Source organism: Ruminiclostridium papyrosolvens DSM 2782 (assembly GCF_029318685.1).
GTDB lineage: Bacteria > Bacillota > Clostridia > Acetivibrionales > DSM-1351 > Ruminiclostridium > Ruminiclostridium papyrosolvens.
On the sequence record NZ_CP119677.1, the window covers coordinates 4,698,508 to 4,720,030 of the forward strand.

The window sequence follows — 21,523 nt, forward strand, 5'->3', positions numbered from 1 at the left end:
CCATGCTCGCCGATAAACATCTGCAAATATCTTTAACCAAGCTTCCATTGATACAATTTATACTTCCAAGTACAAGTTAAGCTACAGCCCATTTTTTATTTAATAACCGTTTTACCGCACATGTAAGGCTGTATAGCCGCCGGTATATTTACTGAAGGTTATTTCCCACAAACATAATAAAAATTTTAAATTCTTTCACGTTCTTCGAAGTGTGTGTGCAGAAGCTCATGTGCCAATTCTCCGAATGGCTCTCCAAGGTAAGTCTTATATAATTCCAGTATCTCCTTGTTTTCATGTGACTTCCTGACAGGCTTTCTTCTGTCTTCTTCATAAATGGCTTCTATGCGTTTTTTGATAATTTCGTCATTGCCATGATGGTAGGGCTGTCCTCCTCCCGCAATACATCCGCCTGGACACGCCATTATCTCGATTGCATGGTAATCGGCTTTTCCGTCCCTTATATCCTCCAGAATGTGCCGTGCATTGCCAAGGCCGCTGGCAATACCGATTTTCAGTTCCTGATCCCCTATTTTTACGGTAGCCCGACGTACGCCGTCCATTCCCCTTAATTCTTCAAAATCCACTTTTTCAAGAGGTTTTCCCGTTAACCACTCTGAAGCAGTACGAAGTGCTGCTTCGATAACTCCTCCGGCAGTGCCGAATATGACCGAAGCCCCCGTAGTCTCTCCAAGAGGACTGTCAAACTCGCTGTCCGGCAACATTGTAAACTCTATTCCTGCTTCCCTTATCATAGCACCAAGTTCACGGGTTGTGATTGAAATATCTACGTTGTTATGCTCGTCCTTTGTGAGCTCAGGACGTTTCGCCTCTGCTTTTTTTGCTATACACGGCATTATGGAAACTACAACAATATTATTGGGGTCTATTCCATTCTTTTTTGCATAATAAGTTTTTGCTATGGTCCCAAGCATGATATGCGGTGATTTGCAGGTTGAGGGGACATGAATCAGTTCCGGGAACTGATGCTCAATAAACTTCACCCACGCAGGACAGCAATTAGTCAATATAGGCAGCGTTTTATTGTTTTTAAGGCGGTAAATCAGCTCGGAGGCTTCCTCCATAATTGTCAGGTCAGCGCCGAAATCCGTGTCAAATACCGCATCAAAGCCCATACGTTTAAGTGCTGTCACCATCTTGCCTGTCACAATAGTTCCCGGCTCCATGCCAAACAGCTCTCCCAGAGCAACCCTGATGGCAGGAGCAGTTTGAACAATAACATACTTATCGGGGTCACTTATTGCTTCCCATACCTTGTCAGTGTGGTAGACCTCAGTAAGTGCCGCCGTGGGGCAGACCTGAACGCACTGGCCGCAATAGGTACAGGAGGATTCCACCATTGGAATGTTTGCAAACGGACCTACGAATGAGTTAAATCCTCTTCCTATACCCGAAAGGATGCCACAGGTCTGCACCTTATTACATGCTGTTTCACACCGTCTGCAATAAATGCATTTATTTGCATCCTTAACAATGGCATCACTGGATATATCCTTAGGATAGCTCATTCTTTCCCCTTCCCAACGGATTTCACGTACATTCAGCTCATTTGCCAGTGCCTGAAGTTCACATTCCAAATTCTTCGGGCATGTGAAGCATTCATTGGGATGATTTGACAGAAGCAGCTCAACAGCCATTCTTCTTGCCATGATAGCCCTTCGTGTATCAGTTCTGACCGCCATACCTTCTTGTGCTTTTGTAACGCAAGATGGTACAAGCTTGTTGCGGTTGTTCCTCTCATCAACTACTTCAACCATACAAACCCTGCAGGACGCTGTATTATTGTATAGCTGCAGATCGTGGAGATCCAGGTGGCACAAGGTTGGAATCCTAACTCCTGCCTTGTGGGCTGCCTCAAGGATAGTGATTCCCTCAGGCACAATCAGTTCCTGGTCATTTATACGGATATGCAGCATTTTATCGTTATTGGTACTTTTATTGCTCATTTTCTTCTCCATTTCCGGCAGACTTTTCACCTCCCGATTATGACTTCATGCCGATTTTATTTTTAGGAACATATTTGCCTTCTCCTCTGGGATGGTCAACATCCTTAACCAAATCCAGATACTCATTCCAGAAGTGTTTCATAGTACTGACCACCGGATTTGGAGCTGTCTGACAAAGCCCGCAAAGGGAACTGTCCTTAACCATGTATGCCAATTGTTTTAATGCATCCAAATCATCCATTGTGGCTTCTCCTGACGCGATCTTATGAAGCATTTCAAAAAGCCTTTTTGTTCCGATTCTTCCGGGTGCGCATCTGCCACAGGCTTCATCCATAGTAAATTCCAGATAAAACTTTGCAATATTAACCATGTTGTCGTCTTCATCCATGACAATCATACCTCCTGAACCCATCATGGTTCCAATTTTCAGAAGTCCGTCGTAGTCAATAGGCGTATCCAGATTTTTTTCGGTTATAACTCCACCCGAGGGGCCCCCGGTTTGAACAGCCTTGAACTTTTTGCCATGAGGAATACCTCCCCCTATATCAAAAATAATTTCACGGAGTGTAATTCCCATAGGCACTTCCACCAAACCAACATTGTTGATTTTTCCGGCAAGGGCAAATACCTTTGTTCCTTTGCTTTTCTCAGTCCCCATGGAGGCAAACCATTCAGCACCTTTTGTCATTATTACTGGAATATTTGCAAAGGTCTCAACATTGTTTACACATGTAGGATGTCCCCAATAGCCTTCTTCGGCAGGGTAAGGCGGCTTATAATTCGGCTCACCTCTTTTACCTTCGCAGGAATTAATGAGTGCTGTCTCCTCTCCACATACAAAGGCACCGGCACCGTATTTGAGCGTGATATCAAAGTTGAAATCTGTTCCGAAAATTCCTTTTCCCAGTAAACCGAGTTCTCGTGCCTGCTCAAGGGCTTTCGTCAGTCTTTCTATTGCAAGTGGGTATTCCGCCCTAATATAGACAATGCCCTTATCTGCACCAATGGCATAGGCACCGATGGCCATAGCCTCAATTACACTATGAGGGTCGCCTTCCAAAATGCTTCTGTCCATAAATGCACCGGGGTCCCCCTCGTCTGCATTACAGATAATAAATTTTTCCTTATCTTGCTGTTTTCTGGTAATCTCCCATTTAAGTCCGGTTGGAAAGCCCCCGCCTCCTCGGCCCCTGAGCCCCGACTTTTTAACAGTATCAACGACCTCATCCGCAGACATTTGAGTAAGGGCCTTTCCTAGTGCTTGATAACCTCCCAGTGCTATATACTCACTGATATCTTCAGGGTTAATAAGTCCGCAGTTTCTTAGCGCAACTCGTAGCTGCTTCTTGTAGAAGGCCATCTCTTCCTGTGTATGAACCTTTTCCTGAGTCTGGGGATCCTTGTAAAGCAACCTTTCCACCCTATTACCGTTTATGATATGTTGTTCGATAATTTCTTTTGCGTCCTTAGGTTTAACTCGGACATAAAATACGTTATCAGGTTCAATTTTGATAATGGGACCCTGTTCACAAAATCCAAAACAGCCTGTCCTTATAACCTGAACCTGTTCGGACAAGCCCTTTGCCTTCAGGATTGCACCCAAATTCTTTATTACTTTATCACTATCACTAGCTAAACAACCTGTTCCACCGCAAACCAGAATATTTTTGTTGGTTTCTTCCGAGTTACGATGTTGTCTTACCATAACTTTTACAGATGCTTCCTGCTTGATTTTGTCAAGTTCTGCAAGGGATTTAATCTGCATATTGCTCCTCCTTATTGCTACGGTACATCTCAATAATATCGTCTACATCTTCTACTTTTACCCTACCGAAAACCTTATCATCTACCATAACGACAGGCGCAAGACCGCAGGCACCAATACACCGCACATCCTTCAAGGTAAACAAACCGTCCTTTGTTGTCTCATTTGATTCTATACCGAGTTTTTCCTTAAACTTTTCAATAACTTTATCCGCTCCCCGTACAAAACATGCCGTCCCCATACAGACGCTTACTGTATGCAGTCCGCCAGGTTTTGTGGTAAAGTACGAATAAAAACTTACAACACCATACACTTCTGCACCGGGAATACCAAGTTTACGAGCAACAAACAGCTGTACATCTCTTGGCAGATATCCAAAAATATTCTGAGCCTTGTGCAGTATTTCAATAAGTGCACCCTTGGTCGTTTCAAGACTTTCTATATATGCTTCCAGTTGATCAAACTTTTCCTTAGGGGGTTTGCGTTCAGCAGGTTCCATAACATCTATTTCCTGTGGTTTTGTCATATAAATCACCAACTTTCCAAAAGACTTATATATAATAATTCCAAAGAAGCTCATTTTTAATGCAAATTACAAATAAAAAATGTATTACACCAGTTCTAGGCATAAAAACAGCAGCCTCAGACATTCTGAGGCTGCTGTTTTTTCATCGTCTATTCTTATTTAATTACTGTTTTACCGCCCATGTAAGGCTGCAATGCAACCGGTATATTTACCGTGCCGTCTGCATTAAGGTTATTTTCCAAAAATGCAATGAGCATTCTGGGAGGCGCAACAACCGTATTATTCAGTGTATGAGCAAAGTATTTTCCGTTTTCACCGTCCACGCGGATTTTCAAACGACGAGCCTGAGCATCCCCAAGGTTTGAACAGCTTCCAACCTCAAAATATTTCTTTTGTCTTGGGGACCATGCTTCTATATCCACTGATTTAACCTTCAAATCAGCAAGGTCACCTGAACAACATTCCAGAGTCCTGACGGGAATATCCATTGAACGGAATAAATCAACCGTGTTCTGCCACATTTTATCATACCACATCTTGCTGTCCTCAGGCTTACATACAACTACCATTTCCTGCTTTTCAAACTGGTGTATTCTGTAAACTCCTCTTTCCTCTATACCGTGAGCTCCCTTTTCCTTTCTGAAGCAGGGTGAATAGCTGGTCAGAGTGTGTGGCAGTGAAGTTTCGGGTATTATGGTGTCTATGAACTTTCCTATCATGGAATGTTCACTTGTACCAATGAGGAACAAATCTTCACCCTCTATCTTGTACATCATTGCTTCCATTTCAGCAAAGCTCATAACTCCCGTAACAACCTCGCTGCGTATCATGAAAGGAGGTATGCAGTAAGTAAAACCGCGCTCTATCATAAAATCTCTGGCATATGAAATTACAGCGGAATGAAGTCTTGCAATATCTCCCATGAGATAATAGAATCCGTTTCCGGCAACTTTTCTGGCACTGTCCAAATCAATTCCCTTTAGCTTTTCCATAATTTCAGTGTGATAAGGAACCTCAAACTCAGGCACTACCGGCTCACCATAACGTTGAACCTCTACGTTTTCGCTGTCATCCTTTCCTATGGGAACACTCGAATCAATTATATTAGGAATAGTCATGAGAATGTTTTTTACCTTCTCTTCAAGCTCTGTTTCTTTTACTTCCAAGGCTGCAAGGCGTTCAGACTGGGCTGTAACCTGCTGCTTCATTTCCTCTGCCTCAGCCTTTTTGCCCTGAGCCATAAGTCCGCCAATCTGCTTTGAAATCTTGTTTCTGTTTGCTCTTAAAGTTTCAGCCTCCTGCATTGTACTTCTCATCTCAGCATCCAGAGCGATAACTTCATCAACCAAACCAAGTTTTCTATCCTGAAATTTATTCCTTATATTCTGCTTTACAATCTCGGGATTCTCTCTGACAAATCTTAAATCTAACATCCTGTTTCCTCCTGTATTAAATATTTTAGTCAAAAAAACCTTCTGTCCCAAATAATACTGGGACGGAAGGTATCCGCGTTGCCACCCAAATTGCCGATAAAATTTATCGGCCTCTCGACATAAGTACTATAAAGGGTACCAACCTTTCGATTCTTCACCGACAGCTACAAAAGTGGATAGATTCATTATTTCACCGATTTTCACCACCCATCGGCTCTCTTGAGAAATAAATAAATCATAGCTTTCATTATCGCTGTTTATTGGTATTTTGATATATTATTCTCTATTATATATATATTTATTATAGTTTTCAAGTATTCATATTGTTTTAATCTACCGCTTCGCATTCACGCATAGCAAGAATAGTCTGCTGTATCAGGTAATCCAGTTCCCATCCCAGTAACTCAGCTCCACGCTCTATAACCTCCCTGGAGCATCCTGCTGCGAAATTGGAAGTCTTATATTTTTTCTTAACCGATTTCAGCTCAAGGTCTGAAACACTTTTTGAAGGCCTCATAAGAGCAACTGCACCAATGAGTCCTGTAAGCTCATCCACTGCATAAAGAACCTTTTCCATTTGATGCTCAGGCTTGATGTCTACCGTGAGGGCATAGCCATGACTTGCGGTTGCATGAATAATCAGCGGGTCTATTCCCCTTTCCTTCATGATTTCCTGCTGCTTTATACAGTGCTCTTCAGGATATTGCTCAAAATCCAAATCATGGAGTAGCCCCACGATTCCCCAGAAATCTTCTTCCTCCGAATAACCCAGCTGTCTTGCAAAATATCTCATTACACCCTCTACAACCTGTGCGTGCTTTAAATGGAAAGCATCTTTGTTATATTCCGTAAGGAGTTCCCATGCTTCTTCCCTTGTAGTTGTTCCCATAATTACTCCACCTCTTCTAAAAAATATATAACTGCGTGTATTATAATCGATTTACGGCAGCTTCAAGCTGTAAAAAAGCCTTTTCAAGTATAACTCTGGGACAGGCAATATTTATTCTTTGAAAGCCTTTCCCCTCTTCCCCGAACATAGTCCCGCCATCAAGCCACAGCTTTGCATCCCTTACTATAAGTTCTTCAAGTGCTTCTTCCGTTAAGCCAAGCTCATTAAAATCCAGCCATATCAGATAAGTTCCCTGTGGCTCCACTAGCTTTACCCGTGGCAGTCTTTGGGTAAGGAATTTTCTTACATAAGAAAGGTTTCCTGCCAGATAAACCTTTAGCTGTTGCAGCCATTCATGCCCATGCTCATAGGCTGCTTTACAGGCAACAATACCCATAGTATTAATCTGACCGTGTCCTGTCTTGTTTATCTCTATCTTTATTGCTTCTTTAAGCTCCCTGTTGCTTATTATAATGTTGGACGCTTGTAGTCCTGCAAGGTTAAAGGTTTTGCTGGGAGCGGTACAGGTAATGGTAATATCTGAAAATTCAGGCTTTATATTCGCAAAAACCTCATGTCTGAAGCCGTTATAAATAAAATCTGCGTGAATTTCGTCAGCTACAACTGTAACTCCATGCTTTTTACATATATCCCCCAGCCTTGTAAGTTCCTCTCTGGTCCACACCCTGCCTACCGGATTATGGGGATTGCACAGAATGAACAATTTGACACTGCTCTCTATGATTTTAGTCTCAAAATCCTCAAAATCTATGGAATAGGTTCCTTCATTATATATAAGAGGATTATTTACAAGAGTTCGACCATTATCACGTATTACATTTGAAAAAGGATAATACACGGGTCTCTGAATCATAACCGCATCCCCCTTAACGGTTAATGCTCTGACTGCCATGGCAATTGCAAAAACAACACCCGGTGTTTTAACAATCCATGACGGTTGTATTTCCCAATCATAGTTGTCGGAAAACCACTTCTTGAGAACCAGAAAATAATCCTCCCTTGTTTCAGAATATCCAAAAATACCGTGTTCAGCGGATTTTACAAGGGCCTCTATAACAGGGGCCGGTGTTCTGAAATCCATATCAGCAACCCACAAGGGTATAGCATCATCAGGCATTCTGTTTCTCCCATGGAAGTCATGCTTTACTGAATTGGTATTTTTCCTGTCAATTACTTCGTCAAAGTTATAGTTCATAAATAACCTCCTTTACACTTTAATTAATTCCTTTAATCTTACATTGTTAGAAAATTAAAGTCAATATCCTAGTAAACATATATGAAAAATATAATTATTATTTCAAAATATATTGACTTTTGCAAATACGAGGAATATAATGATTACATACTAATTATATAGGAAATATATGAAATATATATTTCAATTTCTTATACGCATAACACATTGATAATTACATTAAACTAATATAAAAGGAGTGTACTAAATATGGCAAAAATATATAAAAGTCTTACTGATTTAATTGGAAAAACACCTCTTCTGGAGCTTTCAAACTATGAAAAAACACACGACCTAAAAGCAACTGTTCTTGCAAAACTGGAATATTTTAATCCGGCAGGAAGCGTTAAGGATAGAATAGGAAAGGCTATGATTGATGACGCCGAAGCAAAGGGTATTTTAAAGGAAGGCTCAGTAATAATCGAGCCTACCAGCGGAAACACAGGAATCGGTCTGGCATCTGTTGCTGCTGCAAGAGGATACAAGATTATTCTTACCATGCCCGAAACAATGAGTATAGAACGTAGAAATCTCTTAAAAGCTTATGGCGCAGAGATTGTATTAACAGAAGGTACAAAAGGTATGAAGGGTGCTATTGCAAAAGCCGAAGAACTTGCAGCAGCAACTCCAAACAGCTTTATTCCCGGTCAGTTTGTGAATCCGGCTAACCCCGCTGTTCACAAAGCTACTACAGGACCTGAAATCTGGGAAGACACAGATGGAAAAGTTGATATATTTGTTGCGGGAATAGGTACAGGCGGAACAATTACCGGAACAGGTGAATACCTGAAATCACAGAACCCAAATGTAAAGGTAGTTGCAGTTGAACCTGCAAGCTCCCCGGTTCTTTCCAAAGGCACTGCCGGCGCGCACAAGATACAGGGTATAGGTGCCGGTTTTGTTCCCGATACCTTGAATACCAATATATACGATGAAATAATCGCAGTTGAAAACGATGATGCTTTTACAGTCGGAAGAGAGCTTTCCAGGTCAGAAGGCCTTTTGGTAGGTATTTCATCCGGTGCGGCTCTTTGGGCTGCAACTGAGCTTGCAAAACGTCCCGAAAATGCAGGAAAGAACATCGTAGTACTGCTTCCGGATACCGGTGAAAGATATCTTTCAACCCCTTTGTTCTCCGAATAAAAAACCAAATAAATTTATAATCACCAGGGCAAAAGGCAGAAGAAAGCTACAAAAAAGCTTTCTTCTGCCTTTTGCTTTATTACGTTTAAACTGTCGCCATTGAAATAACATATTATAAATGTTAAAGTATACTCAATAAGTACACAAAGAGACAGCAAATAGTGAGGATGTGAACATATTGGTTGTGTTAATTACAGCAGGGGGAACAACTGAGAAAATAGATGACGTAAGAGCTATTTCAAACAACTCCACCGGACGATTAGGAACTGCAATAGCAGAGGCTTATTTGAATTGTAAAAGCATTTCTATAGAAAAGCTTTACTATGTCTGCAGTAAAAGTGCAGTTGCGCCTTCTTCAGATAAAGTAAGCATAACAAGAATAGATAGTGTAGCACAGCTTGCATCTGCACTGGAAGAAATTCTTACCAACCACAAAGTTGATATAGTGATTCATTCCATGGCGGTAAGTGATTATGGTGTTGACTCTGTTACAACTAAGGACAGTATATGCAAATCCATAGAGAGCTATATTCTGGATAACCCTGAGAAAATCACAACTCTCCCTCCAAAGGAACTTGCTGCCGGTCTGACTGACTATGCCTTGCGTAATTCAGCAATTAATAATAAAAATAAGCTTAGCTCCGATATAAACGACCTTATAATAAGTATGAAGAAAACTCCTAAAATAATTGGAATGATTAAAAAATTTCAACCGGAAACAACACTTGTAGGCTTCAAGTTATTGAGCAATGCTACCGAAGAAGAGTTAATAGACATAGGGCACAACCTCCTTGAGAGAAATAATTGTGAAATGGTGCTGGCAAATGACATGAGGGGAATTACAGGTGACAGTCATACAGGTCATCTGATTTTCAGGGACAAATCTTACCTGACATATCAAACAAAAGCACAGATAGCGGCTGCAATAGTTGCTCATTCTTTTGAAATTACTATGAACAAAGGGAGAGTCTAGAATGAAAAATATTATTCTTGGAGTAACAGGGAGTGTAGCAGCCTACAAAGCTGCTTATATAGCAAGCATATTGACTAAGCGAGGATACAACGTTGACGTTATTATGACAAAGAGTGCAATGGAATTTGTTACTCCCCTGACCTTTCAATCACTGACCAAAAACAAGGTTTACTGGAACATGTTTGAGGAGATTACACCAAAGGAAATAAAGCATATATCCCTTGCAAAAAAAGCTGACCTGTGTCTGATTGCCCCGGCCAGTGCTAATGTGATAGGCAAAATTGCAACAGGTATAGCCGATGATATGCTGACAACAGTAGTTATGGCAATGAATCAGGTTCCAATCTTCATTTGCCCTGCTATGAATACCAACATGTACAACAACCCCATTGTTCAGCGGAATATCAGAACTCTTTCGGAACTGGGTTACAGGTTTATTGACCCGAAAGAAGCTGTTCTTGCCTGCGGTGACCTTGGAAAAGGTGCATTGGCCGATGTTGAAACTATAGTAAATTCTGTGGAAACATATTTTAAATAACTCCATTGGTGGTATATATATTGTACGGCTGTTAAAATAAATCAGGAGGCCTTTCAATGAAGGAATTAATCGATAAACTATACGAAACACAGGAGCTAGAAAGAAGTGAACTGCTCCTAATACTGAACAATTTCAACGCAGATATGAGTGAATATCTTTTTGATAAAGCACGATTTGTTTCAAAAAAGCACTTTGGTAACTCCATTTATACCAGAGGTTTAATAGAATTTACCAATTTCTGTAAAAATGATTGCTATTACTGCGGTATCAGCAGAAGCAATCCAAATGCAGACAGATACAGATTAAGCATGGAAGAAATTCTCTCCTGCTGCGAAACAGGGTACGAACTTGGTTTCAGAACCTTCGTATTACAAGGCGGTGAGGATGGGTACTATTCGGAAGACAAAGTTGTTGAAATAATAAAAGGCATTAAATCAGCGTACCCGGACTGCGCTATAACTCTTTCCATCGGTGAACGCAGTTATGAAGCCTACAAAAGATTTTTTGAGGCCGGAGCCGACCGCTATCTGCTGCGTCATGAGACGGCAACGGACGAGCATTACAATAAGCTCCATCCCGCAGAACTTTCATTGTCTGAAAGAAAGCAATGTCTGTATAATCTGAAGGAAATCGGATTTCAGGTAGGAACTGGCTTTATGGTAGGCTCTCCATTCCAGACCATGGAAAACATAGCAGAAGACTTGCTGTTTTTAAAGGAGTTCAAGCCCCATATGATTGGCATAGGGCCATTTATACCACATAAGGACACACGGTTTTTAAACGAAAAACAAGGTAGTCTTGACCTTACACTTTTACTAATAGCAATATTAAGACTTATGAACCCAAAAGCCCTTATACCTGCAACAACAGCTTTGGGGACAATTGATAAAAACGGACGGGAAATGGGTATTATGGCAGGGGCAAACGTTGTAATGCCAAACCTATCACCTGTTTCCGTCAGAAAGAAGTATTCTTTGTATGACAACAAGATATGCACCGGAGAGGAAGCAGCAGAATGCAGGTTCTGCCTTCAAAACCGTATGCAGAAAATCGGTTATGAGCTTGTTGTTGACAGAGGAGACTATAAGGAATAGATAAATAGCAAAAATGGGTTGTTTAACCTGTACGCAAGTATAAATTGTATCAATGGAAGCTTGGTTAAAGATATTTGCAGATGTTTATCGGCGAACACGGATATTTTACCGGAAAACTTACACGATGTAAGTTTTAGCGAACAATGAATCATGGACGATGAATGTGAGCGACGGTAAAATATCCTATGATGAGCCGCTAGAAACTCTTGCAAATATCTTGGAAGCAATCATTGATATAATTTTATACGGGAGTACACCGGCTAAAACAGAAAAAATTCTGTTTTGCGACAACCCATTTATTTTTTGCTAAAGATTATTTAAGCAGAGCATTTGCTATGAGCATGTCAAACTTCCTTATATCAACACCTTTTTGCAGATTTATTTTAATATGACCTGCCCTCGTCCACAACTCTACTTCCGCATTAAAATCAAGAAATCTGCCTGCATTTTCTGTTGACCACATATTAATGGATGAATACGGTAAAGAGTATACCTCAACCTTTTTACCTGTAAGTCCCTGTGCGTCCCTTACAATCAGCCTCTTATTGGTGAAAACCGCGGTATCCCGGAATGTTTTGTACGCTGCTACTGCCACTTCTCCCTCAACCATCAGCTCATTCACATCCTCAGGAATCGGACATTCAGCTATCAGAGTCCATGCCAGAGTACTATTTGTTTCAGCCATGCAATTTTCCCTCCTTGTGGTTTACGATTTTTTAAAGCCCCTAATAAAAGTGTAATCTATTACCAATATACTATACCGTAAACTATAATTCAATCACCTTACTACTCTTGCACTCTGACCTTTCATAACACTCTCAACTTCCTTGAGACTTGCCATTGAGGTATCACCGGGGGTAGTCATTGCGAGCGCTCCATGGGCAACACCATAGTTTACAGCTTTCTGAGCATCACCTGTTGTCATCAGACCATAAACCAAGCCTGATGCAAAGCTGTCTCCCCCTCCTACCCTGTCATAAATCTCAAGACTCGGGAATTCTATAGACTTATAAATAGTGCCGTCAGCCCAGCATATTGCACGCCAGTCATTAACTGTAGCAGTTTTAACTCCTCTTAATGTTGTAGCAACTACTTTCATGCTGGGATATTCCTTGACAACCCTGTCTATCATTTTCTTATAGCCTTCTATATCAAGGTCTTTGAGGTTTGTGTCATTGCCTTCAACCTCAAAACCCAGACATTGAGTAAAGTCCTCTTCATTTCCAATCATAACATCTATATACTTTGCGATTTCCTTGTTTACTTCCTGTGCCTTTTTATTTCCTCCGATGTAGCTCCACAGAGAAGGTCTGTAGTTTAAGTCATAGGATACAATAGTATTATACTTCTTTGCAGTTTTAACAGCCTCAATAACTACCTCGGGTGTAGTCTCAGATAATGCTGCAAAAATTCCCCCAGTGTGAAACCATCTTGCCCCCAGTTTACCGAATATATATTCCCAGTCAATGTCCCCTGCCTTCAACTGTGAAGCAGCAGTATTTGCTCTGTCTGAAACACCGAGGGCAGCTCTGATTCCAAAGCCTTTCTCTGTAAAATTCAATCCGTTTCTTACAGCCCTGCCTATACCGTCAAAAGGTATCCATTTAATGAGAGAGGTATCAACTCCGCCCTGCAAAATCATATCTTCAATAAGCTTTCCGATATCATTATCGGCAAAAGCAGTAACAACCGCACATTTCATTCCAAAGCACTTGCGAAGCCCGCGGGATACATTGTATTCACCCCCACCTTCCCAAGCTTTGAATTCTCTGCTGTTTCTTATCCTTCCATCTCCCGGGTCAAGTCTTAGCATTACTTCACCAAGAGAAATGCAATCATATGTATAACTTCCTTCAGGTTTTAAGTTCAGAATAGACATAACGGCCTCCTTATTTGCTGTAAAGTCACTATCAGGCTCTGGCCTGCTTTACCTTTTCAATAAACTGCTTTCCAATAGTAACAATAGACTCATAGTCACCTTTTTTAGCTCCGGCAGTTAAATTTCCGCCGACTCCAACTGCAACACTTCCGGCTTTTATCCATTCTGCCGTGTTTTCAAGGTTCACTCCTCCGGTAGGCATAAGTTTAATCTGAGGCAACGGGCCTCTGAAAGCTTTGATAATAGCAGGGCCAAAAAGTTCTCCCGGGAATACCTTTACTATGTCAGCACCTGCTTCCATGCACTCAACAGCCTCTTTAACAGTCATAGCTCCGGGCATACAAGCAATCTGATATCTGTTACAAACCTGAACCACCTCTTTGTTCAGGCAAGGGCTTACAACGAACTGAGCTCCTGCAAGAATAGCTGCTCTGGCTGTCTCAGGGTCGAGAATAGTGCCTGCCCCTATGAGAATCTTATTGTCCTTGTTGGACTCTGCCAACTTCTTAATTACATCCAACGCCCCATGTACCGTAAAGGTTATTTCAATAGCACTTATTCCTGCTTCTACACAGGAATCTGCTATTTTCATAGCCTGTTCAGCGCTATCAGCCCTAACAACAGCCACAACACCGCAATCGCAAATCTTTTTCAATACTTCATTTTTATCCATAACATTACCTCATCAAAAAATTATTGAATAACTTAACCTTATATATTAATATACTAGTATACAAGTTGAGTGTCAATCCACTAAATTTTAATTCAATTACTCTTTAGTTCAACTAAAAGCTTACCGCTGTAAATTGTAAACATGTTGCTTACTGTGCTAAAATTGAACAGGAGTTCATTAAAGTTTTAGTGTGCATAGGAGAGTAACATGAATAGATTTCAAAGAAATGTACTTCCGCTGAAAGAAGTAATTTATATGGAAGTTAAAAATAAAATACTAAATCTTGAGTATAAACCCGGTCAAATGATTAGTGAGACAGAAATATCCGAACTGCTGAATGTCAGCAGAACCCCCGTAAGAGAAGTTTTTATACGACTTTCCTACGAAAAGCTTATTGATATATATCCTCAGAAGGGTACCTTTGTATCTCTTGTAGACCTATCCTACGTAAAGGAAAGCGTTTATATGCGAAACCTTCTTGAATGTCAGATTGCGGGTGAAATAATAGACATCGGAATGAAGGATTTACCTGCTGAAATAAAAAAGAATATACGGTTGCAGAAGGATTTAGTTGAAAATGAAGGCAATATTGAAGAATTTCTGGAGCTTGATAATGACTTTCACAAGGTTATATTCAAGGCGGTAAACCATGAAACCATCTGGGATATTATAAGTACAACAAGAATTCACTACAACAGATTCAGACTTTTGACCATGTATGAGCCTGAAATGCTGAAAAGGGTATTCCAGGAGCATTTTGACATTATGACAAAAATTGAAGAGGGCGATAAAGCAGGCTGTAATGCATTGCTTAAAAAGCACCATTATAACGGTCTCGAACATGCAGATGTTCTAAAGGAAAAGTATCCGGGATACTTTCTATAAATTAATTTTTATCTTTTTTAACTATACGCCAGTATAAATTGTATCAATGAAAGCAAACATTGATACAATTTTATACGGGAGTATATGTGTTAAAACAGAAAAACAACTACTTTTCCCTACATATTTGCCTTACGGCTTCTGGTTACTTCGAACTTTTCCAGCCAGCCTTTTTTAAATTTAAGTGAAATAAATCCGGTAATACTGGTGGCAAGTGCCCCTAAGGAATCAACTATTAAGTCCTTCATAGTATCTGCCAAAGCAGCTCTTCCCATCATAAGACTTCCGTCTTCATGAGCAAATTTCTGCATGTTAAGCCCCAGCAGTTTATCAAAAGCAAACTCGTATATTTCCCACAATGCACCTATTGCCAAAGCGAAGGAAAAGGCAAAAACCGCAACAAACAAAGGGCTCAGATTTATTTGCACCTTTTCTGAATCATTCAGAAGCTTTACAATAGAAAATCCAAGTGCACCAATCATCGCACCGCTGAAGGTATGAAGTACCGTATCCCAGTGAGGTATCTTATAGTAAAAACTTCTCACCTCTCCTAAGTATATGGCCGCATACAAGAAAAATACAAAGACTATGTGCATAAACCCGGGAATATTTATTTTCCATTTTCTTTCTAACATTGATGGAAGAAACATAATAATCATACCCATAATGCACTGAATCAGCATAAGAACGTAGTCGCTTCTAAGCTTGACAAAAGCCTGCCCCACAACAGGCTTTGAAGGTGCAGTAATAACATTCACAAGTGAGAAGCCCGTTGACATGACCAATGTGGCAAAGACAAACCAAAAAGTCGTCTTTTCCCAATTTATTTTTTTCTTTATAAAAATAATATCACCCCACTAATTAATATAACTGTACAACATTTAAAAATATCTTATTGAATACTTTATATCACTGGAATTTAAGGGTCAAGTTTAATTTTTAACAGCTAAAAACAAACCGCATAATACTGCCAACTATGGATTGACATGATTATGCGGCTCCTTTGTATGAAAATCCTTCAAATTATTTATAAGACTTATTGTATATTTCAACAACATCTTTATCGGATAACTTCACCGGGTCGCAAGCAAACAAACCACCCATTGTATGCCTTGCATTCTTCGCCAGAGCCTCCATTTCGCTTTTCTCAATACCGTATTCGGACATTTTTAAATTGTCCATACCGCAAGCTTTTTGAAGCTCTAGGAGGGCTATTACAAAATCCATAGGCTCCTTTGCATCTTTTTTACCCAAGGCTACAGCCATATCAATCATCCTCTGACTGCACGCACCTGATTTCGCAAAAAATGTATAGTACTCCCTGCTCACCATAATAAGTCCTGCTCCATGGGGTAAATCCGGGTGAAATGCACTCATGGCATGTTCCAAAGAGTGTTCTGAAGTACAGCCGGATGTGGATTCAACCATTCCCGCAAGTGTATTTGCCAAAGCAACCTTTTCACGTGCCTCTTCATCGGAGCCGTCATTTACGGCTTTTGAAAGATATTTGCCTAAAAGCTCTATGCTCTTTAAGGCATACATATCACTCATTTCATTTGCAACTACATTAATATAGCCCTCTGTGCTGTGGAACAGTGCATCAAACCCCTGATACGCTGTAAGATGTGCAGGAACTGTCATCATGAGGTCAGGGTCAACGATAGACAATACAGGGAAGGTTTTATCATAGCCAAAACCGATTTTTTCATTGGTTTCGTCATTTGTTATAACTGTCCACGGGTCTGCTTCAGTACCCGTACCGGCAGTAGTTGTAATAGCTACTACAGGCAAAGGGTCAACAGCAACCGGCATACCCTTGCCGGAACCCCCGCCTACATAATCCCAATAATCACCTTCGTTTGAAGCCATTACAGCAATGGATTTTGCAGAATCAATACTGCTACCGCCTCCAAGACCAATAATGAAGTCGCAGCCACTCTCCCTTGCAAGTTTAGCTCCCTCCATAACATGAGGCTTTATGGGGTTTGGCAATATTTTATCAAATAGAATGAATTCAACATTTGCCTTTTTTAGCTCCTCTTCCAGTCTGCCCAGATAACCGTACTTTTTCACAGACGTTCCGGCTGATGTGACAATTAATGCTTTTTTCCCCGGCAAGGACTGATTATGAAGCTCTGAGAGCTGACCCTTACCAAAAAGTATTCTTGATGGAATAAAATAATTAAAACTCATATGGTGAAATCCTCCTTAATGCAATATCTCATGTATGAATATCCAATATATTTATACCCTTTAATTCATACTCCAATTACAAAATATGTAACTGTGTCTAAAATAATTATAGCATTATAGTTATTTAAAATCGAACTAATAAAAAAACAAGCCGCATAGTTACGCCAACTGAAGATTGACATTTATATGCGGCCTACCAAATTATATTATAAGGATGTTTTTCTTACTTGCCATAGTAAACTTTCAGGTACATATCCTTGATTTCACTTAAAAGTGGGTATCTTGGGTTGGCACCTGTGCACTGATCATCGAATGCCTGTTCAACCATTTCATCCAAGGTTGCAAGGAATTTTTTCTCATCCACGCCTGCTTCCTTGATAGTCTTTGGCAATCCTACTTTTGCCTTTAACTCATCTATTTTAACTATAAGCTTCTTAAATTTGTCTTCATCGCTGGAACCTGTAATTCCGATAAAGGATGCTATTTCAGCATATCTCTTTAGTATTTCAGGATATTTATACTGTGAGAACGCACCCATCTTTACAGGAGCTTCAGCTATGTTGAACTTCATAACTTCAGTAATCAAAAGTGCATTTGCCACACCGTGAGGCAGGTGGTGGAATGCTCCCAGCTTGTGAGCCATTGAGTGGCAAACACCCAGGAAGGCATTTGCAAATGCCATACCGGCCATTGTTGATGCGTCAGCCATTTTTTCCCTTGCTATAGGATCTTTTGCACCGTTTTCATATGCTGAAGGTAAGTATTCAAAAATGCTCTTTGTTGCCTGCAAAGCAAGACCCTTTGTATAGTCTGTTGAAAGCATTGAAGCATATGCTTCAAGGGCATGTGTCAATGCATCTATACCGGAAGCTGAGGTTAAGCCCTTAGGCATGTTCATCATAAGGTCTGCATCAACTATTGCCATCTTTGGCATTAGTTCATAGTCTGCAAGAGGATACTTTACACCTGTCTGTTCGTCAGTGATAACAGCAAACGGTGTTACCTCTGAACCTGTTCCTGCTGATGTAGGAATTGCAACAAAGTATGCCTTCTCGCCCATCTTAGGGAATGTGTATACTCTTTTTCTGATATCCATAAATCTCATTGCGAGGTCCTGGAAATCAACTTCAGGATGTTCATACATTGTCCACATGATTTTACCTGCATCCATTGCGGAACCTCCGCCTAATGCTATGATAACGTCAGGCTTGAAATCTCTCATTGCTTCAGCACCAACCTTTGCACAAGCAAGAGTAGGGTCAGGAGCTACATCAAAGAAAGTATGATGCTTGATATTCATATCATCCAAAAGATTTGTAACAGCTTTAGTATATCCATTGTTGTAAAGGAATGAGTCTGTAACTATGAATGCCCTTTGCTTATTCATTACGGTCTTGAGTTCTTTTAGTGCAACACCAAGGCATCCTTTCTTGAAATAAACCTTTTCAGGCGCTCTGAACCACAGCATATTCTCTCTCCTCTCAGCAACAGTCTTAATATTAATCAGATGCTTTACTCCGACATTTTCAGAAACGGAGTTGCCGCCCCATGAACCGCAACCAAGAGTGAGTGACGGAGCAAGTTTGAAGTTGTAAAGGTCTCCGATTCCACCCTGTGCTGATGGTGTATTTATAACAATTCTGCATGTCTTCATTGCTGCAGTAAATTTATCAAGTTTATCCTTGCTGTTTACAGTATCAATATATAATGATGCAGTATGACCGAAACCGCCGTCTGCTATAAGTCTTTCAGCCTTTAATACAGCATCATCGAAGCTCTTTGCCTTGTACATTGCAAGTACAGGTGAAAGCTTTTCGTGTGCGAAAGCTTCGGACAATTCAACTGACTCAACCTCTCCTACCAATATCTTCGCTTCAACAGGAACTTCAAAGCCTGCCAGTTTTGCAATATTGTGAGCTGACTGACCAACGATTTTAGCGTTTAATGCTCCGTTAATCAATATAACTTCTCTTACCTTCTGAGTTTCTTCCTTGTTGAGCATGTATGCTCCTCTGAGACTAAACTCTTTTTTAACTTCGTTGTATATTTTATCTAAAACGATTACTGACTGCTCGGAAGCACAAATCATACCGTTGTCAAATGTCTTTGAAACAATGATTGAACTTACAGCTGTCTTTATATCGGCACTTTCGTCAATTATTGCAGGTACATTACCCGGTCCGACGCCTATAGCCGGCTTTCCTGAGGAGTATGCAGCCTTAACCATACCCGGTCCGCCTGTGGCAAGTATTATATCAGCTTCCTTCATAACTCTTTCTGAAAGCTCTATTGTAGGTTCATCAACCCATCCGATGATTCCCTTTGGTGCACCTGCTGCAACAGCAGCTTCCAGTATTATATTTGCAGCCTCAATAGTGGATTTCTTTGCTCTCGGATGTGGTGAGAATATAATTCCGTTTCTGGTCTTCAAAGCGATAAGTGCCTTGAAAATTGCTGTTGAAGTTGGGTTTGTAGTTGGTACAATTGCTGCAACAACGCCAAGAGGTTCCGCTATCTTTGTGATACCAAAAGCTTCATCACGTTCAATAACACCACAGGTTTGTGTGTCCTTATATGCGTTATAAATGTATTCTGCTGCATAATGGTTCTTGATTACCTTGTCTTCTATAACACCCATTCCGGTTTCAGCCTGAGCCATTTTAGCAAGAGGAATTCTCTTTTTATTAGCAGCTAGTGAAGCAGCTAGAAATATTTTGTCAACCTGTTCCTGTGTAAATGTTGAATATTCTTGCTGTGCCTTTCTTATCTCTGCCAGTTTATCCAACAGAGTGTCAACACTATTTACTACCAAATTTTTCTTAGTCATAATAAGTCACACTCCATATTCTTGAAGTCAAAGTTGATTTGCTTCTGAATCTCCAACCAATATTTTTTATAACTCTGGGTATTGTTATTTTTTTAACAACCCTTAATTTCTTAGTGTTAATTATTTAACAATTAAATTGTAACCCTTTGTTAATTAATTGTCAATGTTTTTTTGATATTTTTTTACATTCCACATATTAACAAGTATTGTAAGATACGGTATTTATATTATAAAGAAATAGGAGTGAAGCTATAAACTGTATGCCCTTTTGCTAAAGCACCTCATGCAGTCTGGAGGAATTTATTACTGCAACCGCCTTACTTTTGAGGCGGTTATATATTTCCCCAGCTTTACCGCCTGTAAAATCTCTGGTCTCAGGCAGATCGTCCTCTATTATAACAAGCTTTTCCGCCTGCTCTGCTGCCTCCAGATTTCTGATATTCTGAAATCCCAAGGGCATATTACAGAGTACGGTAGTATGAGCTTTCTCTATATACGCAAGATTCTCGTTAAATAGCCTGTCTGTGATACTGGAGAACGGTTTTTCCACAAGATAATCTATACCAAATACCTCCGCTGAGGCTATATCACTGTCCCCCTGAAAAAAGACCCCGGCTGATACATAGTACCCCTGTTCGTAGAGCTGTCTTAATACACTTCCGGCTGTTCCCCCTCCGCCTATAACGTGAAACCTTACGGATTTGTTTTTCTCATTGACCTTATGTATATAAATATCCAGTAAACCTGTTATTCTGTTTTTGTAAACCAATGCATTTACACCATAAACGCGTGACAAGTTCATAGACGTAAGCACCTCCTCGGGACTTCCGTCTGACACAATTTTTCCATCATTCATAAGAACAAGCCTTGTACAGTATTTTGCTGCAATTTTCAGGTCATGGATTGCTGCTAACACGGTTTTTCCCTGTTCAGACAGGTCTCTTGCATATTTGAATATCTGTTCCTGATATGTAATATCCAGACTTGCGGTAGGCTCGTCCAAAAGTATGATATCTGTCTGCTGTGTCAAGGTTTTTGCAAAAAGCACTCTCTGCCGCTCTCCTCCTGACATTTCGTTTATTGCACAATCCTCCAGCTTCTCAGTATCTGTATACTCCATGTTTTTTCTTGCAATCTTAAAATCCTCTTTGCTCTCTCTTTGCATCCTTTTTAGATAAGGATATCTTCCCATAAGTACTACTTCCTTTGCGGGAAACGGGAAACCTATCTGGGTATTCTGATGCATCAGAGCAATCTTTTCCGCAAGACTTTTGTTACTCATCCGGTCTATCAATACTCCGTTAACCTTTACAGTACCTTCTGCCTTATAAATACCGTTAAGACATTTAAGCAGTGTGGTTTTCCCTGCACCGTTAGGGCCTATGAGACCAACCAGTTCTCCTTCTTTTACCTTAAGGCAAATATTATCGAGTATTCTTTTATTGTTAATCTCATAATTAAGGTTTTGAATTTCAATAATGCTCTCCAT

19 protein-coding genes and 1 other annotated feature are annotated in these 21,523 nt (G+C 40.3%); of the genes, 6 read left to right on the plus strand and 13 right to left on the minus strand.

The genetic code is table 11. From position 1 onward, the window contains the following. Window positions 1-185: 185 nt before the first annotated feature. The 6 genes from P0092_RS20585 to P0092_RS20610 form a co-directional block, all read right to left on the minus strand. Complete coding sequence (locus tag P0092_RS20585) at window positions 186-1,964, minus strand: NADH-dependent [FeFe] hydrogenase, group A6 (RefSeq protein ID WP_004618519.1); 1,779 nt, start codon at window positions 1,962-1,964, stop codon at window positions 186-188. Between the two features lie 37 nt (window positions 1,965-2,001). Next, the gene (locus tag P0092_RS20590; protein WP_004618517.1) at window positions 2,002-3,729 is read right to left on the minus strand and encodes a NuoF family protein; all 1,728 of its coding nucleotides are present in this window, start codon (window positions 3,727-3,729) and stop codon (window positions 2,002-2,004) included. After that, window positions 3,719-4,255: an NADH-quinone oxidoreductase subunit NuoE family protein gene (locus P0092_RS20595; protein ID WP_004618515.1), complete on the minus strand. Its 537-nt coding sequence runs from the start codon at window positions 4,253-4,255 to the stop codon at window positions 3,719-3,721. Before P0092_RS20595 ends, P0092_RS20590 begins: the two co-directional genes overlap by 11 nt. Before the next feature lie 155 nt (window positions 4,256-4,410). Next, complete coding sequence (gene serS, locus P0092_RS20600) at window positions 4,411-5,688, minus strand: serine--tRNA ligase (protein WP_004618513.1); 1,278 nt, start codon at window positions 5,686-5,688, stop codon at window positions 4,411-4,413. A 55-nt stretch (window positions 5,689-5,743) separates the two neighbouring features. Then, window positions 5,744-5,948, minus strand: a binding site (T-box leader). Between the two features lie 68 nt (window positions 5,949-6,016). Further along, window positions 6,017-6,577 carry a hypothetical protein gene (locus tag P0092_RS20605; RefSeq protein ID WP_004618510.1) on the minus strand — a complete coding sequence of 187 codons (561 nt, stop codon included), beginning with the start codon at window positions 6,575-6,577 and terminating at the stop codon, window positions 6,017-6,019. A gap of 40 nt (window positions 6,578-6,617) precedes the next feature. Beyond that, window positions 6,618-7,793 carry a MalY/PatB family protein gene (locus P0092_RS20610; RefSeq protein ID WP_004618508.1) on the minus strand — a complete coding sequence of 392 codons (1,176 nt, stop codon included), beginning with the start codon at window positions 7,791-7,793 and terminating at the stop codon, window positions 6,618-6,620. A 249-nt stretch (window positions 7,794-8,042) separates the two neighbouring features. On the opposite strand from P0092_RS20610, the gene cysK reads away from it, so the two are divergent. The 5 genes from cysK to P0092_RS20635 all read left to right on the plus strand — a co-directional run bounded on the left by cysK (window position 8,043) and on the right by P0092_RS20635 (window position 11,890). Beyond that, window positions 8,043-8,975 carry a cysteine synthase A gene (cysK, locus tag P0092_RS20615; RefSeq protein WP_004618506.1) on the plus strand — a complete coding sequence of 311 codons (933 nt, stop codon included), beginning with the start codon at window positions 8,043-8,045 and terminating at the stop codon, window positions 8,973-8,975. Between the two features lie 184 nt (window positions 8,976-9,159). Next, window positions 9,160-9,948: a phosphopantothenate--cysteine ligase gene (locus tag P0092_RS20620; protein WP_242831746.1), complete on the plus strand. Its 789-nt coding sequence runs from the start codon at window positions 9,160-9,162 to the stop codon at window positions 9,946-9,948. A 1-nt stretch (window position 9,949) separates the two neighbouring features. Continuing rightward, the gene (coaBC, locus tag P0092_RS20625; RefSeq protein WP_004618502.1) at window positions 9,950-10,486 is read left to right on the plus strand and encodes a bifunctional phosphopantothenoylcysteine decarboxylase/phosphopantothenate--cysteine ligase CoaBC; all 537 of its coding nucleotides are present in this window, start codon (window positions 9,950-9,952) and stop codon (window positions 10,484-10,486) included. Window positions 10,487-10,542: 56 nt separating this feature from the next. Next, window positions 10,543-11,580 carry a [FeFe] hydrogenase H-cluster radical SAM maturase HydE gene (gene hydE, locus P0092_RS20630; RefSeq protein ID WP_004618500.1) on the plus strand — a complete coding sequence of 346 codons (1,038 nt, stop codon included), beginning with the start codon at window positions 10,543-10,545 and terminating at the stop codon, window positions 11,578-11,580. Window positions 11,581-11,743: 163 nt separating this feature from the next. Next, window positions 11,744-11,890: a hypothetical protein gene (locus P0092_RS20635; RefSeq protein ID WP_199398939.1), complete on the plus strand. Its 147-nt coding sequence runs from the start codon at window positions 11,744-11,746 to the stop codon at window positions 11,888-11,890. Window positions 11,891-11,893: 3 nt separating this feature from the next. Here P0092_RS20635 and P0092_RS20640 read toward each other — a convergent pair whose 3' ends face one another. The 3 genes from P0092_RS20640 to P0092_RS20650 all read right to left on the minus strand — a co-directional run bounded on the left by P0092_RS20640 (window position 11,894) and on the right by P0092_RS20650 (window position 14,132). Then, window positions 11,894-12,265, minus strand: a complete 372-nt coding sequence (locus P0092_RS20640) for a PH domain-containing protein (protein WP_004618498.1) — start codon at window positions 12,263-12,265, stop codon at window positions 11,894-11,896. Window positions 12,266-12,358: 93 nt separating this feature from the next. Continuing rightward, the gene (locus tag P0092_RS20645) at window positions 12,359-13,459 is read right to left on the minus strand and encodes a sugar kinase (RefSeq protein WP_004618497.1); all 1,101 of its coding nucleotides are present in this window, start codon (window positions 13,457-13,459) and stop codon (window positions 12,359-12,361) included. 31 nt (window positions 13,460-13,490) lie between these two features. Next, on the minus strand, window positions 13,491-14,132 hold the full coding sequence (locus tag P0092_RS20650) for a bifunctional 2-keto-4-hydroxyglutarate aldolase/2-keto-3-deoxy-6-phosphogluconate aldolase (RefSeq protein WP_004618495.1): 642 nt from the start codon (window positions 14,130-14,132) through the stop codon (window positions 13,491-13,493). A gap of 207 nt (window positions 14,133-14,339) precedes the next feature. On the opposite strand from P0092_RS20650, the gene P0092_RS20655 reads away from it, so the two are divergent. Continuing rightward, window positions 14,340-15,017, plus strand: coding sequence for a GntR family transcriptional regulator (locus tag P0092_RS20655; protein WP_004618494.1), 678 nt, complete (start codon window positions 14,340-14,342; stop codon window positions 15,015-15,017). Window positions 15,018-15,133: 116 nt separating this feature from the next. On the opposite strand, the gene P0092_RS20660 is transcribed toward P0092_RS20655, so the two are convergent. From P0092_RS20660 to P0092_RS20675, 4 genes are all read right to left on the minus strand, one after another. Then, on the minus strand, window positions 15,134-15,772 hold the full coding sequence (locus P0092_RS20660; protein WP_242831744.1) for a DUF2238 domain-containing protein: 639 nt from the start codon (window positions 15,770-15,772) through the stop codon (window positions 15,134-15,136). Between the two features lie 265 nt (window positions 15,773-16,037). Further along, window positions 16,038-17,207, minus strand: coding sequence for an iron-containing alcohol dehydrogenase (locus tag P0092_RS20665; RefSeq protein ID WP_004618490.1), 1,170 nt, complete (start codon window positions 17,205-17,207; stop codon window positions 16,038-16,040). Between the two features lie 223 nt (window positions 17,208-17,430). Further along, window positions 17,431-20,034, minus strand: coding sequence for a bifunctional acetaldehyde-CoA/alcohol dehydrogenase (gene adhE / locus P0092_RS20670; protein WP_004618488.1), 2,604 nt, complete (start codon window positions 20,032-20,034; stop codon window positions 17,431-17,433). A 271-nt stretch (window positions 20,035-20,305) separates the two neighbouring features. Continuing rightward, the gene (locus tag P0092_RS20675; RefSeq protein WP_004618486.1) at window positions 20,306-21,523 is read right to left on the minus strand and encodes an ABC transporter ATP-binding protein; all 1,218 of its coding nucleotides are present in this window, start codon (window positions 21,521-21,523) and stop codon (window positions 20,306-20,308) included.

Bases quoted from the DNA above. Each gene is read 5' to 3' on its own strand.
- P0092_RS20610 (WP_004618508.1), bottom strand. From the start codon at position 7,793: ATGAACTATAACTTTGACGAAGTAATTGACAGGAAAAATACCAATTCA.
- P0092_RS20650 (WP_004618495.1), bottom strand. From the start codon at position 14,132: ATGGATAAAAATGAAGTATTGAAAAAGATTTGCGATTGCGGTGTTGTG.
- adhE (WP_004618488.1), bottom strand. From the start codon at position 20,034: ATGACTAAGAAAAATTTGGTAGTAAATAGTGTTGACACTCTGTTGGAT.
- P0092_RS20605 (WP_004618510.1), bottom strand. From the start codon at position 6,577: ATGGGAACAACTACAAGGGAAGAAGCATGGGAACTCCTTACGGAATAT.
- P0092_RS20640 (WP_004618498.1), bottom strand. From the start codon at position 12,265: ATGGCTGAAACAAATAGTACTCTGGCATGGACTCTGATAGCTGAATGT.
- P0092_RS20655 (WP_004618494.1), top strand. From the start codon at position 14,340: ATGAATAGATTTCAAAGAAATGTACTTCCGCTGAAAGAAGTAATTTAT.
- cysK (WP_004618506.1), top strand. From the start codon at position 8,043: ATGGCAAAAATATATAAAAGTCTTACTGATTTAATTGGAAAAACACCT.
- P0092_RS20595 (WP_004618515.1), bottom strand. From the start codon at position 4,255: ATGACAAAACCACAGGAAATAGATGTTATGGAACCTGCTGAACGCAAA.
- P0092_RS20585 (WP_004618519.1), bottom strand. From the start codon at position 1,964: ATGAGCAATAAAAGTACCAATAACGATAAAATGCTGCATATCCGTATA.
- hydE (WP_004618500.1), top strand. From the start codon at position 10,543: ATGAAGGAATTAATCGATAAACTATACGAAACACAGGAGCTAGAAAGA.
- P0092_RS20665 (WP_004618490.1), bottom strand. From the start codon at position 17,207: ATGAGTTTTAATTATTTTATTCCATCAAGAATACTTTTTGGTAAGGGT.
- P0092_RS20590 (WP_004618517.1), bottom strand. From the start codon at position 3,729: ATGCAGATTAAATCCCTTGCAGAACTTGACAAAATCAAGCAGGAAGCA.
- P0092_RS20645 (WP_004618497.1), bottom strand. From the start codon at position 13,459: ATGTCTATTCTGAACTTAAAACCTGAAGGAAGTTATACATATGATTGC.
- P0092_RS20675 (WP_004618486.1), bottom strand. From the start codon at position 21,523: ATGGAGAGCATTATTGAAATTCAAAACCTTAATTATGAGATTAACAAT.
- coaBC (WP_004618502.1), top strand. From the start codon at position 9,950: ATGAAAAATATTATTCTTGGAGTAACAGGGAGTGTAGCAGCCTACAAA.
- serS (WP_004618513.1), bottom strand. From the start codon at position 5,688: ATGTTAGATTTAAGATTTGTCAGAGAGAATCCCGAGATTGTAAAGCAG.